Genomic DNA, 16,885 nt, shown 5'->3' on the forward strand with positions numbered 1-16,885 from the left:
TATTCCAGGTTTATGAAGTTTAGGGACAAAGGTTTTCGCCTTTTCCCTACGGGGATAGAACGATAGGCGGGGGTACTTCATAAACATAGAATCTGCTTTAAGTAGTCAAAAGCGAGTGAAACAAAGCTATTGGCTTTCGGTTCTGGCAGTTGTACATTCGGTTATACAGCAAGGTTTATTTGTGCCTACCTACTTACTTGTGTTTGATTACTACCAAAGTAATGTCATCAAATACTTTTTGCTCCCCCATGTATCGCCGCACGTCGTCAATAACAGCTTGCTTGATTTCTGTTGCTGACTGTTCCCTGTTAAGGACAACAACTTCAATCAAGGGCTCGATACCGTATTGATCTTTCTTCATATCAAAAGCTTCGGTAATTCCATCTGTGTAGAGTACGACAACATCCCCCGCATTCAATTGTATTTCAGTAGTAGCAATGAAATCAGCAATATCTGGTTCCAAGGCGATGGGAAAGCCTAACTCCATGGTATCAATCCGCTCTACTTCGCCGCTGGAACGCACGACAATCACCTCTTCGTGCTGTCCGCTCAAACGCAGGATGTTGTCCCCCCGATATTCCAGCAAAGAAAGGCTCATACTTTTACCACAATTCATGCGCTCTACGTTGTCAAAAAGCGTTTGGTTGACTGTCTGCAATAATTTAACTGGGTCGGTTTCATTGTGAACCAACAAAGTGCGAATTGCTGTTTGTGCCATAATCATTAACACGCCGCTTTCTAAACCGTGTCCTGTCACGTCGCCGATGCCAATTGTGGCTTTACCCCCGTGATTTAGTACGTCGTAGTAGTCACCGCCAACTTCATCAGCCGGTTCCATGAATGCAGCTATTTCTAGCCCTGCAATTGACTCTAATTCCTGCTGTTGAGGCAAAATCATTTGTTGCAGGCGGCGGGTTACGTCTAGTTCGGCACTCATGCGAAGGTTTTCTACTTTTAGCCGTTCGTTCAAAAGCAATATTTCTCTATTAGCTTGGGCTAATTGTGCGGTGCGTTCTTCTACTTTTTGTTCGAGGGTTTGATAAAGTTGGGCATTTTCTAGGGAAATAGCAGCTTGGGCAGAAATTATGCTCAATACTGCTAATCTGTCTGCTGTAAAAGCGCCAGTTGCGAGATTGTTTTCTAGATACAAAATGCCGATGAGTTTGCCTTGATTGATGATGGGCGCGCACAAGACTGATTTAGGTTGATTAATTGCAATATAAGGCTCTGCGGTAAAGGTTCCTTCGCGGACGGCATCGTTTAAAACTACATCTGACTGAGTTCTTGCGACATAATTGATAATAGATGTCGGGAGATTCTCACTCTTATTAACAGCAAGAGATTGCAAGACTTGGACGGAACCGTCAACGTCCCCGGCAGCTTCAATTCTGAGTTCGCCCCTGCTGTTTAGCAAGATGAGAAAACCTTTTTGAGCTCCGGCATTTTCAATGGTAAGTTTAATTAAGTTTGACAGTAAGGATGCTAATACTACTTCGCCGGATATTGCTTGCGATGCTTTGATTACTGTGGTAAAATCCAGCATAAACGAGTTGCTGCTGCCTGTCGAGGTTGGCGGAAGGGATGTGGTGGTTATGGCAGAAAGGTTTGTACCTGTTGATGTTTGTCTCAGCCATAGCTGAGGGTAGCGCTTTTCTAAGTCTTTAACTTTGGCGGCTGCACCCCAGCGGAGATAGTAAGAGCGGGCATTTTGCAGGTAGGTATTGGCAATCAATGTCTTATTTTTAGATAAGTAAAATTTGGCAGCTAGTTCGTAGGAGAGGGCTTCTTCGTTGATGTATTCGTTTTCTCCAGCGGTGGCTATCGCGCGATCGTACCAGTCCATTGCTTCAAAGTTTTCCCCTTTAATGCGGCACAATTCTGCTTCTATTAGTTCTACTTTCTGCAAGTAATTCATCGGTGCGTGAGTTGCCAATACTTTCAGTTTATCCAGATTAACGGTTACTTGTTCTAACATTTGTTCGCGATCGCTCTGGCTGACATCAAAGTAAACCGCAAGTCGCACGAGAGAATCGTAGAAATAAAAGAGAGGAGCGAGAAGCGAACCAACTACTCCTGCTAAGTCTTTTGCTGCTAAGTCAGCATATTTTACAGCTTCAGCAAATTCTCCAAAGAGATAGCAGAGAATGGTTTTTTGCAAGTAAATAATGTAAACCGCACTGCGATTTTTGGCTTGCACCATCATTGGCAACTGGATGTCTTCGTTATAAGCTTCACCGATTAATTTACAGGGATTTTCGGAGTCCTCTATTAAATTGAGAACTGCCTGCCGATAGATTTCATTAAAATTCAAATCTGCTTCTTGCTTTAGTTGGCGCATCATGTCGCTGTAGGCAGCTAGTTCTCGTTCAAGTTCTGTTAATTCTTTGCCGATGAAATATGCGTGCAAGGCATACATACTAGCCGCGTGACAGGCATATTCTATATCTCCCGTTTCCAAGCCGATCGCGCAAGCATCCTGCGACAGTTTTAAAGTTTTTCGGACCGATTCTTTGCAATGTTTGACAAAGCCATTCACAATGTGAAGTGTTTCTGCTTTGACTTCGTTGGAGTTAATCCTGTCCAGCAAATTTAAAGCCAGTTCGCCAAATCTGTAACCAGATTCGATGTCATTGAAAATCGCGCTCAAAAGCAGTCCACAATTAGCATAACCTGGCAAAGAATAGGGAGCATTGCCGTATTCTATCGATAAATTGACTTGTTTAAACGCAAACAGCGGCAGGATTTGAGGAAAGGAAAAATAGGCAGCAGCAAAGGTGCTTGATATCATTTGCATGGCTGCTAATTTGTCTGGTGCTGTCATTGGCGGCAAATCGATTAAATCTTCGATTTCTCTGCCTGTTAGGGCTGCCTGAGTTGCTTGCAGCGCCGCCTCAATATCTGTCGGATTGGGGTGTTTGGGAAAATATATATCTAACAGTTCTAGCACTGATAAAGCTGTGTCTACTGCTTGCCGGAACTGGCTTTGCGCTAACTGAGCGAGAATTTTTGCTTGATAGACTTTTACTTTGTCTAACACTGTTTTAGCTTGTTGCAGCACGGGAGTTGCTAATTCCTCCATCTGCTCGAAATCGGTACTAATATAAGCGGCTTCTGCTGCTTCTTCGTAGATATTCAGGGTTAAGTCGTATTGGGTTTGCCAACTGTCTGCACTTAATAATTGCCTGCCCGCCGCGAAGTAATCCAGTGCTGATTTATAAGCAGCCGAAACTTTGGCTTTTTTGCCTGCTAAAAGGTTTAGTGCTGCCAGTTCATTGCGCTGCGGCTGTGCAGTAATTAATTCGCTGCCAAAGTTTAGGTGATTGACGATATCAAAGATTTTCTGTTCTCGCTGTTCCGGCGCAGTATTTTCCAACAAAAGTTGTCCGACTCGGTAGCGGACAACTTGCTTTTCTGGTTCGGGAATTAGAGAATAGGCGGCTTGCTGCACGCGATCGTGCAAAAATTTGTAATAAACAGTTAAATCTTCTGAATTTTGCTCTAATTCGAGAAATTTGTAATCATTTCCCACGGGAATAATTAAAGTTTCCCTAACTGCTTCCAAAAGTTTCCCGTTAGTTGCTTTGACTGAATTTTCACTAACAATCGCCAAGGTTTTTACGTCAAATTGATTGCCAATGCAAGCAGCCAATTTTAATAGTTGCTGTGTTTCCGGCGACAGTTTTTGAATTTTTCCTGCCATCAGCTCGACTACATTATCAGTAATTCCCTTGGCTTGAATTTGCTCTAAATCCCACTGCCAGCCTCCCTTGGCCCCCCCAAGCTTCGGAGAGGTTACTCCAAATTTCAACAGTTTCTCAGCATAAAGTGATTTGAGAAACTCGTTAATAAAAAAGGGATTGCCTTGAGTTTTTTGCAGGACTAACTCTGCTAAGGACAGGGCTTTTTCGAGATCGCATTTAAGAGTATCTGCAATTAAATGATTGACATCATTTAACTTTAAAGGTAAGAGGGAAATTGAATTAATAACGCATCCCGTTTTCTGAATCTCATTAATTGTTAACATCAGCGGATGGGCTGCACTGACTTCGTTATCCCGATAAGCCCCAATCAGAAACAGATATTGCATATCTGGGTCGGTGATTATCAATTGAAGCATCTGCAAACTTGCGGAGTCTGCCCACTGCAAATCGTCGAGAAACATGACTAAGGGATGTTCGGGCTTGCAAAATACGCGGATGAAGTTATGCAAGACTAAATTAAACCGATTTTGCGATTCAGCGGGAGGAAGTTCGGATAATTCTGGCTGCTTGCCAACTATCAATTCTAATTCGGGAATTACATCAATAACGACTTGACCGTTAACTCCAACTGCTGTTAATATTTTTTCGCGCCACTGTTGGAGTTTAGCTTCTGTTTCTGCGAGCAACTCCCGCACTAATTCTTGAAAGGCTTTAATGACGGCGCTGTAAGGAATATTTCGCTGAAACTGGTCAAATTTCCCGGCGATGAAATAACCTTTTTTTCGGGTAATGGGTTTGTAAATTTCTTGAACTAATGCTGATTTGCCAATGCCGGAATATCCGAATACTAACATCATTTCGGAATGTGGTCGGCTGTTGGGGGAGGGCTGAGTTTCTGAGGTTACACTTTCTGCTTCTTCCTGCAAGCTACCGGCAACTCGCTCAAATGCCGCCAGCAGGCTTTCTATTTCTGTTTCTCGGCCGTAAAGTTTTTGAGGAATTTGAAACTTATCTGAAATATCGTGCTGACCAATAGTAAAGTCTTCTATCTTGCCTTGAGTTTGCAGTTGAGTGAGACATAACTCTAAATCTGCTTGAATTCCCCAAGCGCTTTGATATCGATTTTCGGCGGTTTTTGCTAACAGCTTCATTACGATATCTGAAACAGGTTTAGGAATCTCTGGATTGAGTTCTTGGGGCGGAATGGGTTGTTTAGCGATGTGACAGTGTACTAATTCAATCGCGTCATTACCTTCAAAAGGCAGTTGATTGGTTAGCAGTTCGTAAAAAGTAGCGCCCAGGGAATAAAAATCAGCGCGATAATCAATGGCGCGATTCATTCTTCCGGTTTGTTCGGGTGCGATATAAGCTAAAGTTCCTTCTAAAACATTGGGACTTTTTAGGGTAGGATTTTCTATAGACAAGACTGTCGAAATGCCGAAGTCAATAATTTTGACTTGCCCGGTTTTGGGGTTGATAATTATATTAGATGGGTTAATGTCTTTGTGGATAATATTAGCGCTGTGAATCTGACCCAAAATCTCGACAGTTTTGATCGCGATGGGGAGAAATTTCGCTAAGGTTATTTGATGTTGCTGCCGCCATAAACTTAAAGATTCAGCGCCATCATCCTCGAAGACGATGGCAAGAGAATTATGATATTTTTCTAAGCTGTAAGCTTTAACAAAGCCTGAAAAATTCAGAGTTTGACTGATTTGGTATTCCTGCTGGTATCTGAGCAGTTGTGCTGGCGTTGGCAATTCTTCTTTCAGCAGCTTGAGGATGATCGGTAGGCGTTCGGCGTAGCCGTCACGTAGCGAATCGCGATCGCGAATTCCGCGATAAACCAAGGAATTCGCGCTTTCATAGATTTGGGAGAAAATCTGATATCCAGGAATGCCAAGCATAGTTTAAATTGTCCGTTTTGAGCTTTTGGGCTTTCTGTGCAGCAGTTGCGACCTTATCTTGCCATTATTGCTCATATATCACTGCAGTGGTAGCTCGATCGCTGCCCCTGCATAAAAAACGACTGTTTGCAAAATCGGGGTGCTTCCTAGTGCGAGAGATTCAAAAGTAGCTAGAGAAGAGCTTTGGATATTTTCGGAGATGTCTATTGTTAAAAAAGTTGATAGGAAATGGATCTTACTCCTGACTTCTGACTCTTGACTCAGGACGAATGCTAGATATACAAATATTTCTGCCTTCTCCCCATGATGTAGGGTGCGCGCTGCACACCTTACACATGGGGAATCACCTATAACCTAATGATTGCAACTTAATTTCAACTACAAATACTTCTGCAATAGCAAACCCATTTTCTCCTTAGTTGCGGCCGGCACTTGATCCAGCCGAGTCAAAATTGCATATTTCAAAGCTGAATGCGACTCGGAAACGGGGGGATTTTCTGTTAACCTCCGTACTGTTTCTTGAATAACTTTTTGGGCATTTGCGGCATTGCGGTGCAAGTTTGCAACTACCATTTCTACAGTTACGCTGTCGTGATCCTCATGCCAGCAGTCGTAGTCTGTGACTAATGCTAAAGTTGCGTAGGCAATTTCTGCTTCTCTGGCTAATTTTGCTTCCGGCAAATTAGTCATCCCGATGACTGTCGCCCCCCAACTGCGGTAAAGGTGGGATTCTGCTTTTGTGGAAAATGCGGGGCCTTCCATGCAGACGTAAGTGCCGCCCCGGTGGAGGGTAACGTCGGGGAGGTTCAAAGATTCGATCGCACTTGCTAACACTTTAGCCAATTCGCCGCAAACCGGATCGCCGAAAGTGATGTGACCGACTATTCCTTCTCCAAAAAAGGTAGAAACTCGATTTTTTGTACGATCGATAAACTGATCGGGCACTACCATATCTAAAGGTTTCGCCTCTGCTTTCAGAGAACCAACCGCCGACGCTGAGATTAAATACTCAACTCCCAAACTCTTCATTGCATAAATATTTGCGCGATATGGCACTTCTGAGGGCAAAAAAGTGTGGTTGCGGCCGTGTCTAGCCAGAAATGCTACTGGCGTACCGTCCAATTTTCCCACAATTGCGGCATCCGATGGCGCTCCAAAAGGTGTATCAATTTTCACCTCTTCAATATCTTTGAGGGCCTCCATTTTATACAAACCGCTGCCGCCGATAATTCCGATTTTTGCTTGTGCCATTTTTACCCTCTGCTGGAGTTTTACAACAGTGATTCTATCGGGCCATCGTTAAGTTGGGATAAAGATAATTGAAGATTTCCTATAATTGAAGATTTCCTGACAAAAGTCACCCTGTATACACTATTTTGTCACAAAAATTCTGTGATCATAATCACCAAGCAACTTCACAAAATCTTTAAAAATAAAGATACACAGTTCTGTTACCTACTTTTAGCGTGTTAAGACCATGACAGTCAGTTCTGGTAACGTCCCCAAAATCACGATCGAGGCGATCGTCCAGCGCATTTTTGCTTTTCGCCAAATTACCCCCCTTGACAGACGGCTGCTGAAGTCAGCAATGCTATCCGAGAAAGGTCTTAACGAAAAAGACCACTCTCACATCAACCGAGTGTGTCAGGGCATCCGAAACGGATTGATTTTAGTTGTAGAATAACTTCGCAGCACTATCTCTTGCTGACTCAAGAAGCTGTTTTAAAATTTATGCTTGAGTCTGTATCGGCGGGAAGTGAATTCGGGCGGTGTTTTACTATTTTTCGGCGCGCGATCGACCTCATAAATAATATTATTTACATTTTATCGCTCAAAATTTAACAGCCAAAAGCCTGTATAAGTCATGCCACTATCATCGGGCTGGACTAACAAAAAATGTAATCCTTTAGTTAATTGCTTACGCTGTTGGTAAATTTGGGCCGCAGCTTTCACCTCGCTATCTTCAAAAGTAGCCACAACCCACCTCTCTACTAACCCAGCTTCCAATATCAATCCGTCGGGTTCTCCAGCGATATAATTCAAAGCAAAAGGTTTGGCATCCTGAAGCCATCTAGCCAACCGCATAGACTGGCGTCCGCCGTCAATTACAACTCCCGGTACGGGTACTGTTGAGGCCAAGCCCAAATTCAGCGGTAACAGCAATTCTGGCATTTCCAAAATTGGCAGGGGACGCCCTTGGAAAGCATCTTCAATGTCGCCGGCGGGTAGGGAAGCAAAACGCCAGCCATCGCCCCAGAGGTTTTCGGGTAAAGGCACCGGCGGCGGCGAGTCAAGGGCGATCGCACTGTAAGTTTCACCTGTATAATTAGGCATACTCGAATATTCCTTTGCGCGTTGTTGCAGCAGCAATTTCAGAGCCGCAGTGCGCCGAGTCGCTTCTACCTTGACACCCAAAACTTTGCCCGCCGCTTCGATTAAGCCCAGAGACTGAGGCCTAAATACTTGAATCAATTCGGGCAAATTTTGGGTTTGAGCTTGCTGCTGCAACTGCGAAGCTAGCCAAGTGGAATTTGCGTCCCCCTGGCGGCAAACAGCGCTAAATTGAAAACTGCCTTCCGAGTCGCAAATTAAGAGTTCCCAGAGTGGTTTGCCAGTTTCGTCTTGGAGAGGACGGCGGTAAAAATCGGCTTGCCAAATACTCATAAATAATTAAAATTTAAAATATACAACTCGATCATTTTAATATAGCTTGGGGGCACTGCGATACAATACCGCTCCTCTGAGAAAAAACTTCGATCGATATATTCTCAGTTCATAGTTGAGTTTTATTTCCATATCTAACGCCCGTTAAAAAAACTGCAACTGTAGGCCAGTGATCCAAACCGTGGTAGTAATCACTAATTCCCACTTCCCCATTCTAAAATCTAAAATCTAAAATCTAAAATCGAATAACTGCTCGCTTAGCCCTTTTCCCTTAGCAATTAGCCATTCGCAAATTTATTTAAGATGGCGAACCAAATACATATCCAATTCGCCCTTATTTTTAGCATAAATTTTTCCTCGGTATTCGCATTCAAAAAAATCTTTAACGAATTCAAAGGTTGCATGAGAGATATTGATATTTCCAGGTACGCCGGAAGATTCCATCCGAGATGCAGTATTGACTGTATCTCCCCAGACATCATAGGAAAACTTTTTATTGCCAATTACCCCAGCAAGTATTGGGCCTGAATGAATGCCAATGCGGATATCCCAATAAGGGATATTTTGTTGAGCTTTCTGTATTTTTCGCAAAGCCATGAACTGTCGAATTTCTATGGCAGCAAGTACAGCGTCAAAGGCGTGTGTTTGGCGAGGGGTAGGAATTCCCGCCGCGCACATATAGCTGTCGCCAATAGTCTTCAGTTTTTCCATAGAGTATTTATCCATCACGCGATCGAAATAAGAAAAACAATAATCTAGTTCGTCAACCAACTCTCGCGGCGTCATTTTTTCAGATAACTGAGTAAAGCCTTTAAAGTCAGTAAATAAAACCGATACGTTATCATAATAAAGTGGTTCCACTTTGCCGTTATTTTTGAGCTCCTCGGCAATTTCAAGCGGGAGCACATTCAACAGTAGCTGGTCAGATTTGTGCTTTTCGGCATCGAGCTCGGAATACAGATTATTTATCTCTTTAAAGCGTTCAGCATTGCGGATGGCTGAGGATAGTTGCAAAGCCAAAAGATAGCCAATCCGCAAGTCTTCTTGAGTGTAAGCCCCCGGCTTGGTTGTGGCAAAATTAATGGTTCCTAAAACCTTACCTTCGCTTTCCAAAGGAAGGATAATCTGCGAAGCGTAGGGGGATAAAATAGCAGTAGCATCCGCTTGTTGAATTAATTGAGGTTGACGTGTTGTGAAAGCTTTTTTAATAGGGCCGCCCTCTGTCAGGGCTGAAATATCTACAGGGATATGCGGGCCAAATAAGGTCATGCAAGCGTTATTGCTGTGCAGGCAAACGCTACAGTGCTCAAAGTCCAGCAGCCATTTGGCTTGCTTGCCTACTACCCGCAAAATCTGACCCAGATCGAGGGTGCGGTTAATGGCAGTGGCAATTTCGTTGACAGCGGAAATGCGGATGGAAAGCGCTTGAGCTTCTGCTAACAAACGGCGCGCTGTCAACAGAAGTTCTTTTCGATCTTGATCTTCTAGCCGATCGCCCATAATAGGGGTATAAAATATAGATTACAAAGCATCTATTTCGAGGGCTATTGAATCCGTATATCGGTTGACAAAGCTAAACAAGTCTGCTGTTGCAATAATCTCAAATATTTCAGAATCATCTAGCCCTAAATCCCGCAGGTTTTGGTAATCAGTTTCTGTCATTTCCAGGGGCTTTGTAGCAGCGAGCAAGCCAAACCTAATTACGGCTTTATCACGTTTTGGCAAAGGGCAGTTGGCAAAGTCAGAAACTAGGGTTCGCAGGATTTCTTCGCTCATCCCCAAGGCTGACAATCCGTGCAGATGAACTTGGAGAGCGTACTCGCTATTATTTGATTGGGAAATAGCGACACCGACCATTTCTTTAAGCGTGCGGGGTAAGTCTCCCTGCAGAATGGTTCCCCGGAATTTTTTCCAATTTGCTTCTAATAGGTCAGGGTTGATTGCCATTGACTTGAACAGGTTGGGGACAATACCAAACCCCAAGTCTGTCAATATTTCTTCGTACACTCCTTTGGCTTTAGGATCTGTAAGTTGCTCGTATTCTATAAGTGGAAAGTGGGTCATTGTTGTGTTGAACTTGACGGCAGTTAAGTTTGGTTGGGATTTACGTATTTGTTATGTAACACCACTCAAAGGGTGAGGTTAGGAGCTATCTGGGCTTTAGTCGCATTGATGATAAAATGCACCGCTGTCAGCAAACCGCGAATCATGAAAATGAGCTAGCAACAAATCTGATTCTTGAGGCTGGATTAAAGCTGCAATTATAGCAGTAACCGGAGCCGATAAAATTCTGTTGCGATCGGGTTATAGTGCTAATCTTAGATGTTTGCAATGGCTGCTGTCAAGTATGGGCAATTCATGGGGCGCGGCGGTGTGAAATCTTACCAAAACTCTTGAATTAGATAATGCTGTTCCGTTCGCTAATTTTGAGGCAAAAAACACTGTGCGATCGCTCGATCGGGCTCCACCAATGCCCTGAATCTTATGATCCGGCGCGCGCAGAGGGGAAAAACAAAATGCTGTGCGATCGAGTTTATTAAATTAATCAGATGCTCGATCGACAACCCATGTCCCAGACAAGCTAGGCTAACACCTGCGACTGGAGTTATCATGGGTAAACTGTAAACTTCTATCATTGTCGCTGCATTTGCTATGAACCCTGCCCTGACTCAATTTGGCGCTCAGATGTCCCACCTCACGGGAGTTCGGGCAATTATGAAAGATATTATTGAAACACTCAGAGCCGGCAGCGGGCAGGAGTTTATCAATTTGAGCGCCGGAAATCCGGTGATTTTGCCGGAAGTCGAGCAGTTGTGGCGCGACTGCACTGCGGAACTTTTGGCGGGCCCGGAATACGGCGAGGTGGTTTGTCGCTACGGTTCGAGTCAAGGCTATCAGCCGTTGATTGATGCGGTGCGGACGGATTTTAATCGCCGCTACGGACTGAGTTTGACCGATCGCAATATCCTAATTACTCCCGGAAGTCAATCGATCTATTTCTACGCAGCCAACGCTTTCGGCGGCTACACCGCACCCCCCCCATCCCCCCCTTACGAAGGGGGGGCTAGGGGGGGTAGCCTTAAAAATATTGTTTTACCGCTGAGCCCAGACTACACCGGTTACGGCGGCGTTAGCTTGATTCCCGAAGCGGTAGTCGCCTGCAAACCCACCCTCGATATTGATGCACCCGCCCACAGGTTCAAATACCGGCCGGATTTCAGCCAATTGTCGATCGACCAAAGCACAGGTTGCGTCATTTTTTCCCGTCCCTGCAACCCCACCGGCAACGTTCTCACCGACGACGAAGTTAAGAAAATTGCCGATTTAGCGGCCGCTTTTGACGCGCCGGTGTTCGTTGATTCCGCCTACGGCCCTCCCTTCCCGTCCTTGAATTTTACCGAAATGACGCCGATTTTTGGCGGCAATATCGTGCACTGTATGAGTTTGTCGAAAGCCGGATTACCGGGAGAAAGAATCGGAATTGCGATCGGCGATGAAAAAATCATTCAAATATTAGAATGTTTTCAGACCAATATGTGCATTCATTCGCCGAGATACGGACAGGCGATCGCCACTCGTGCCATTGCTTCCGGCGCTCTTGCCGACATCTCCATCAACGTAATTCGCCCATACTATCAAAGCAAATTTGCGATCGTAGAAAGCACTCTAGAACAAGCAATGCCGAAAGATTTGCCGTGGTTCTTGCACCGGGGCGAAGGAGCAATTTTCGCATGGTTGTGGCTGAAAGATTTGCCAATGACTGATTGGGAACTGTATCAAGAGTTGAAAAAAGTCGGCGTAATTGTCGTGCCGGGAAGTTCTTTCTTCCCCGGTTTGCGGGAAGATTGGCAGCACAAACATGAGTGTTTACGCATCAGTTTGACTGCGACAAATGATGAGATTGAAACTGCAATGAAACGCTTGGCTCAAATGGTAGAAAAGCTTTATCAGTCTTGATTTATTATACCAAATCCGCAGAAATCCACCTCCTTTCTGATTCGGCGGTGGAAACCGCTCTACAATTCAAACTTTCCTCCGCCTCCGCAGACAAGCGAGATCAAGGGGGTATTTAAGCCGAATTTGGTATGATTTCTCACTCTTGCGTAGGTGGAGTTCGTTTGTGTAGTTTGAGGTCAAAAGCGATTTCAATCGCCGACTATGAGCGAGGAGTTTTTAACAATTAAACCACCCGATAAACAAAACTCAGACTTGCCCAAACTTTCACATCCAAAGCTAAATCGTCCGTCGATATCCCCGCTTTCTGCACCCCTGGAATGCTAGCCGCGTGCAAATCTTCGAGTACCGCCCGCGCCACATTTAAAGGATTCAACAACACTCGAATTGGCAGGGCATCCCTCGTTTGCTGCATTTCGGCTTCTATTGCAGCCAGAGTTTGAGCGAAGGGACTCTCACTAAATATAATGAAAGTTTCCGCAACTCCGATCGGCGCAGATACCGCCCACCCGTTAGCGAAGCCCTCGAAGAGGATCGCCCCAGCCGCCGGCACCGTCACATTCTCCCCAGGAGCGATCGGCCGCGACATCCCCCCCACACCGTTTTTGCTCTCAGCGCCGATCACTGACAGCCGTCCCGCGCTGCCCGAGTCAAACACCGCAAAGTAAACCGGGCGATCGCTGTCGTTATACAATCTACACTGAAGTCGGCTGCTTTTACTCATACTTAGTATATGAGCATTGGCTGATTTCTCGCTTTCCCCGCTCAAAGGTTCCAGGCGGTAAGACTTTTCGGTCCGCATCGGCTCTCGCTGCGCCACGGCCCGCGCTTGCGGTGCGGTAGTTGCCAGCTCCGCCCGCACCTTCAGGCGTGAAGACCCCTCATTGACTGTCAGCCGCAGCAACTTCCCAGCCTGCAGCGCTTTCAACTGCGGAGTCAAGCGCTGCACCGCCACCTTGACTGCTTCTCCCCCGTCGCCCTGAGTATCGGGAATCAGCATTTGAGCCAAAGAAAACAAACCGTAACGCCTTTGAGACAAAGCAGGCTCGTGAGGCGAGACTGTTTCGGCTAAAGTTGTTTCCGGGACTCTGCCGAACCGACAGTCAGCCAATTGCTCGCTCCCTACCGCCGAAACTTGTGGCACAGTCGCAAAGGCACTGGTAGCGTCCACCCGCTCGATGCGTTCCAAACCCGAGTCCAAAGCTACTGTCAAACCGATGTTTCGCGGCAATACCCGAATTTCTTCCCTCACCAGTTTGCCGGCTGTTAATGGGCTGTTTGTTCGATCGAACCCGTCTAAAACTTGGGCTTTAGCAGAGAGGCCCGTGCGTCCCCGCAGCAAAAGCCTCGCGCCCTCGGAGGAATCCACAGCAAACACAGAACCCCCGGAGCACTCCAAAACCCCCGGCGACAACCCACCCAGCCACAACTGCACAGTTTTGCCCCCGTCTTCCACCGCCGTTACAGCGCCGTCAGATGCAGGGGAATTCAAAATTAAATTTGAAAAATTCACCGCCGGCGCGGCTGTTAAATCGTGATTGAGAATTTGCGGTTGCTGCGATAACCCCGCAATTTCCTCGACATTACCCGCCGCGCGACTGAAATTGACGCTGAAGCTGCTAGCGGGAGTTGCCCACCACAAAGTTTGGGTGAGGGCGTAGGTAAATAAACCTGCGGTAAATCCGTTCCACTCTTGTTCGGCGGCGAGTTCGGAATTCGCACCCGCGGCCAGTACGGTGGCGGCAGGACGGAGATTTGTGCCGGATCTGAGGTCTTCGGCGAACGTTAATTCTGCGAGGCTTGGCTCGCCGATGGTGGGGCGGGGGCGGGAGCGAAGGCGAAAGTTGCCGTTTTTGGAGAAACCCCGATAGGGGTAGCTGGCGTCGAGGATGGCGATCGCATTTTCTGTCGCGAGCGATCGCATCAACAGCAACAGCGTTTCCTCTAAAATATCGTTCACCGCCCGGTTAGCTAACAACGGCAAAACATCATTCACCGGCACCAAACTGTTGTGCATTATTCCGGGAGACTCGCCCAAACTAATTCGACTACCGCAGCCGCTAAAGTGAAAAACTACCACGTCACCGGGTTTTGCTTGTTCCCTCAAGTGAGTTACAAACGCCGTCTCGATATTCTCCCTCGTAGCTTGAGCGTCAGTCAAAGTCAAAATGTCAGACGGCACAAACCCAAACCGATATATCAGCAGTTCCCGCTGCAATTCCACATCGGTGACGCAGCCGTGCAGGGGCGAGTCTGGATATTTGTCAACGCCCACCAACAAAGCCAATTTCCTGGCTGTCGGCTGCGCTAAGGCTTGGAGGTAGCGATCGCCCAACGGCAGCCACAGGGCCTCGCTGATTCCGATGGCGGCCAGCACCCGGCCAGCTTGCTGCAAAAATTCCCGCCGCTTGAGTCCCATTTTTAAATAGCTTTGAATTTTAAGTTTTGAATTTTCAGTTAAATTCCCCTCAATAATTTTAGGGGATTTAATAGTGTTTAGTATTAAAATCGCATCCGGTTGCATCGAAATGATTAAACCGCGAAGGCGCAAAGGACACGAAGGAAGAGAAAGAAGAAGGTGCAGTTCTTCCTTCGCGCTATGAGCGTCTTCGCGGTTCATTTAATCTTACGACCTAACAGAACTCGATCTAATACAAGTCCGAATCAAACGGAGCTGATATAAGATATTTTTTTTTAGTTTTAACTTTTGAGCTTTAAGTTTAAAACTGTAAAATTTAAACTCAAAACTCAAAATTCAAAACTCTTGAGAATGTCGCCCACACCAAAGTTCAAGATTTAAATCTCGTAACTAAAAATATTCATGGCCTTGGCTAATTCAGCAGCGACTTCCGGCCGAGAAAACTGCGGCGGCGGCAATTTTCCAGCGCGCAGCATTTCCCGAACTTTGGTTCCCGACAAATGCACCCGTTGTTCGGGAGTGCTTGGGCTTGTTTTAGTTGTAGCCATTTGTTCGGTCAGCGTGCAATAGAAAGCGTGCTCGAATTTCATCGGCACAATTCCCAATTCTCCCGGCTCAAATTCGTCAAAAATATATTGGGCATCGTAAGTGCCGTAATAATCGCCAACTCCAGCGTGATCGCGCCCCACGATAAAGTGAGTGCAGCCGTAGTTTTTGCGGATTAAAGCATGAAAAATTGCTTCTCGCGGCCCGGCGTAGCGCATCGCCGCCGGATTAATTGCCAAAATTACGCGATCTTTTGGATAGTATTTTTCTAGCAGAATTTCGTAGCAGCGCATCCGCACATCAGCCGGGATGTCGTCTTCTTTTGTCGTCCCGACTAGCGGGTGCAGAAACAAGCCGTCTACTGTTTCTAAGGCACATTTTTGGATGTATTCGTGGGCCCGGTGGATGGGGTTTCGGGTTTGGAAACCGACTATGGTTTTCCATCCTTTTTCTGTGAACAGCATTCTCGATTTCGCCGGGTCAATTTGGTATTGGGGAAAGCGGACATCTAGTTCGCGTTCCAGTAGCCAAACGTCGCCTGCGAGGTTAACGGGTCCGGATTGGTCTACTACCTGGACACCGGGATGTTTGAGATCGTCGGTGCGGTAGACGTTAAGGGCTTCTTCTTCTTTGCTATAGTGGTATTTTTCTGCGAGTTCCAAGAGTCCGACAAATTCGCCCGCCGGGGTGTCGAGGCGCACTAAAGTTCCTGCTTTCAGGGGGGCGGCGACTTCTTCTGTTACCGAGAGGGTGATGGGAACCGACCAGGGAAGGCCATTGGAGAGGCGCATTTGTTTAACGACCGATCGATAATCAGCTTCGTTCATGAACCCTTTGAGGGGACTCAGGGCGCCGATGGCGATCATTTGCAGGTCAGAGATCGATCGATCCGAAAGCTGGACTCGCGGCAAGACTTCTGCTTTATCGAAAAATTCTTGTCTTTGGTCTAGTGTGGCAATGCGGTTGACCAGGGTGCCGCCGTGAGGGGCAATGCGGTCTGAATGCTGGCTCATGTCGATTCGGGATTTTAGATTTAAGATGTTGGACTTTAGCTGCCAGACTATATCCTACCAAAGTATTGTTACCATTAATTAATTTTCCTCAGTAGGTCGGCACACATGGTTTTGAATGTTGGGATTAACCATAATTTATTTTGCCACTCATGACACTTTATAATTTATTAATGAAATCTATCGATTTCTGGCAAAAGCATTCAGGATTGAGAAATCTCAAAACTCATATTCTTCTCAAATCCTCTACTCTGACTCTTTAGCGCTCAATTTAGGCGCCTATTTCGGTTAATTTCGCAAAGCGACAACTCGCCACTTCACTTGTCGGTGTTACCCCATATAAGCACTTACTTCTGTGTATTCTCAACTCCCAGAAAATCGCTTAGTTAAAAATTTTAATTAGGCTATATCAGACCGAAAAAAGCCATTAAAAATATATATTTCCGATCGTCGAAATGTAATAGTATTAGTCAGGAATCTGCTAGTGTCTACGGCCTTCAGGGAGAGATATCAGTGGATGGTATCACTTTAGAAACTTTTCTGAACAACCAGAGAATCGAGTTAGTTGATTTGTTAAAGATAGATATTGAAGGTGCTGAAGAAGCCGTTTTTAACTCAACTAGCGATGCCACGCTCTGCAATGTTAAGCAGATAACTATATAGTTTCACGATTTTATGCCAGCT

Annotated in this window: 11 protein-coding genes; 3 read left to right on the forward strand and 8 right to left on the reverse strand. The window is 45.8% G+C overall.

The features are described 5' to 3' along the window. Positions 1 to 193 precede the first annotated feature (193 nt). Both D0A37_RS06135 and D0A37_RS06140 read right to left on the reverse strand, forming a co-directional pair. Positions 194 to 5,608, reverse strand: a complete 5,415-nt coding sequence (locus D0A37_RS06135; RefSeq protein ID WP_242722304.1) for an AAA family ATPase — start codon at positions 5,606 to 5,608, stop codon at positions 194 to 196. 378 nt (positions 5,609 to 5,986) lie between these two features. Beyond that, positions 5,987 to 6,859: an S-methyl-5'-thioadenosine phosphorylase gene (locus D0A37_RS06140; RefSeq protein WP_242722308.1), complete on the reverse strand. Its 873-nt coding sequence runs from the start codon at positions 6,857 to 6,859 to the stop codon at positions 5,987 to 5,989. A gap of 226 nt (positions 6,860 to 7,085) precedes the next feature. On the opposite strand from D0A37_RS06140, the gene D0A37_RS06145 reads away from it, so the two are divergent. Then, on the forward strand, positions 7,086 to 7,292 hold the full coding sequence (locus tag D0A37_RS06145) for a hypothetical protein (RefSeq protein WP_242722311.1): 207 nt from the start codon (positions 7,086 to 7,088) through the stop codon (positions 7,290 to 7,292). A gap of 140 nt (positions 7,293 to 7,432) precedes the next feature. Here D0A37_RS06145 and D0A37_RS06150 read toward each other — a convergent pair whose 3' ends face one another. From D0A37_RS06150 to D0A37_RS06165, 4 genes are all read right to left on the reverse strand, one after another. Continuing rightward, the gene (locus D0A37_RS06150; RefSeq protein ID WP_242722314.1) at positions 7,433 to 8,272 is read right to left on the reverse strand and encodes a Tab2/Atab2 family RNA-binding protein; all 840 of its coding nucleotides are present in this window, start codon (positions 8,270 to 8,272) and stop codon (positions 7,433 to 7,435) included. A gap of 294 nt (positions 8,273 to 8,566) precedes the next feature. Beyond that, a complete protein-coding gene (locus D0A37_RS06155) occupies positions 8,567 to 9,772 on the reverse strand; it encodes an adenylate/guanylate cyclase domain-containing protein (RefSeq protein WP_242722317.1) in 1,206 nt (401 codons plus the stop codon). 21 nt (positions 9,773 to 9,793) lie between these two features. Further along, positions 9,794 to 10,336, reverse strand: a complete 543-nt coding sequence (locus D0A37_RS06160) for a carboxymuconolactone decarboxylase family protein (RefSeq protein WP_242722320.1) — start codon at positions 10,334 to 10,336, stop codon at positions 9,794 to 9,796. Positions 10,337 to 10,692: 356 nt separating this feature from the next. Further along, a complete protein-coding gene (locus D0A37_RS06165; RefSeq protein ID WP_242722323.1) occupies positions 10,693 to 10,884 on the reverse strand; it encodes a hypothetical protein in 192 nt (63 codons plus the stop codon). A gap of 40 nt (positions 10,885 to 10,924) precedes the next feature. On the opposite strand from D0A37_RS06165, the gene D0A37_RS06170 reads away from it, so the two are divergent. After that, a complete protein-coding gene (locus D0A37_RS06170) occupies positions 10,925 to 12,229 on the forward strand; it encodes a valine--pyruvate transaminase (RefSeq protein WP_242722326.1) in 1,305 nt (434 codons plus the stop codon). Positions 12,230 to 12,452: 223 nt separating this feature from the next. Here D0A37_RS06170 and D0A37_RS06175 read toward each other — a convergent pair whose 3' ends face one another. Together D0A37_RS06175 and sat are read right to left on the reverse strand one after the other, a co-directional pair. Further along, positions 12,453 to 14,846: a caspase family protein gene (locus D0A37_RS06175; protein WP_242722329.1), complete on the reverse strand. Its 2,394-nt coding sequence runs from the start codon at positions 14,844 to 14,846 to the stop codon at positions 12,453 to 12,455. 176 nt (positions 14,847 to 15,022) lie between these two features. Beyond that, entirely contained in the window at positions 15,023 to 16,204 is a 1,182-nt protein-coding gene (gene sat, locus D0A37_RS06180) for a sulfate adenylyltransferase (protein ID WP_242722332.1), read from the reverse strand. 462 nt (positions 16,205 to 16,666) lie between these two features. Here sat and D0A37_RS06185 point away from each other — a divergent pair, with 462 nt between their 5' ends. Beyond that, entirely contained in the window at positions 16,667 to 16,864 is a 198-nt protein-coding gene (locus D0A37_RS06185; RefSeq protein WP_242725383.1) for an FkbM family methyltransferase, read from the forward strand. Positions 16,865 to 16,885: the final 21 nt, after the last annotated feature.

The sequence above is a fragment of the Microcoleus vaginatus HSN003 genome (assembly GCF_022701255.1).
In the GTDB taxonomy this organism is placed as follows: domain Bacteria; phylum Cyanobacteriota; class Cyanobacteriia; order Cyanobacteriales; family Microcoleaceae; genus Microcoleus; species Microcoleus vaginatus_B.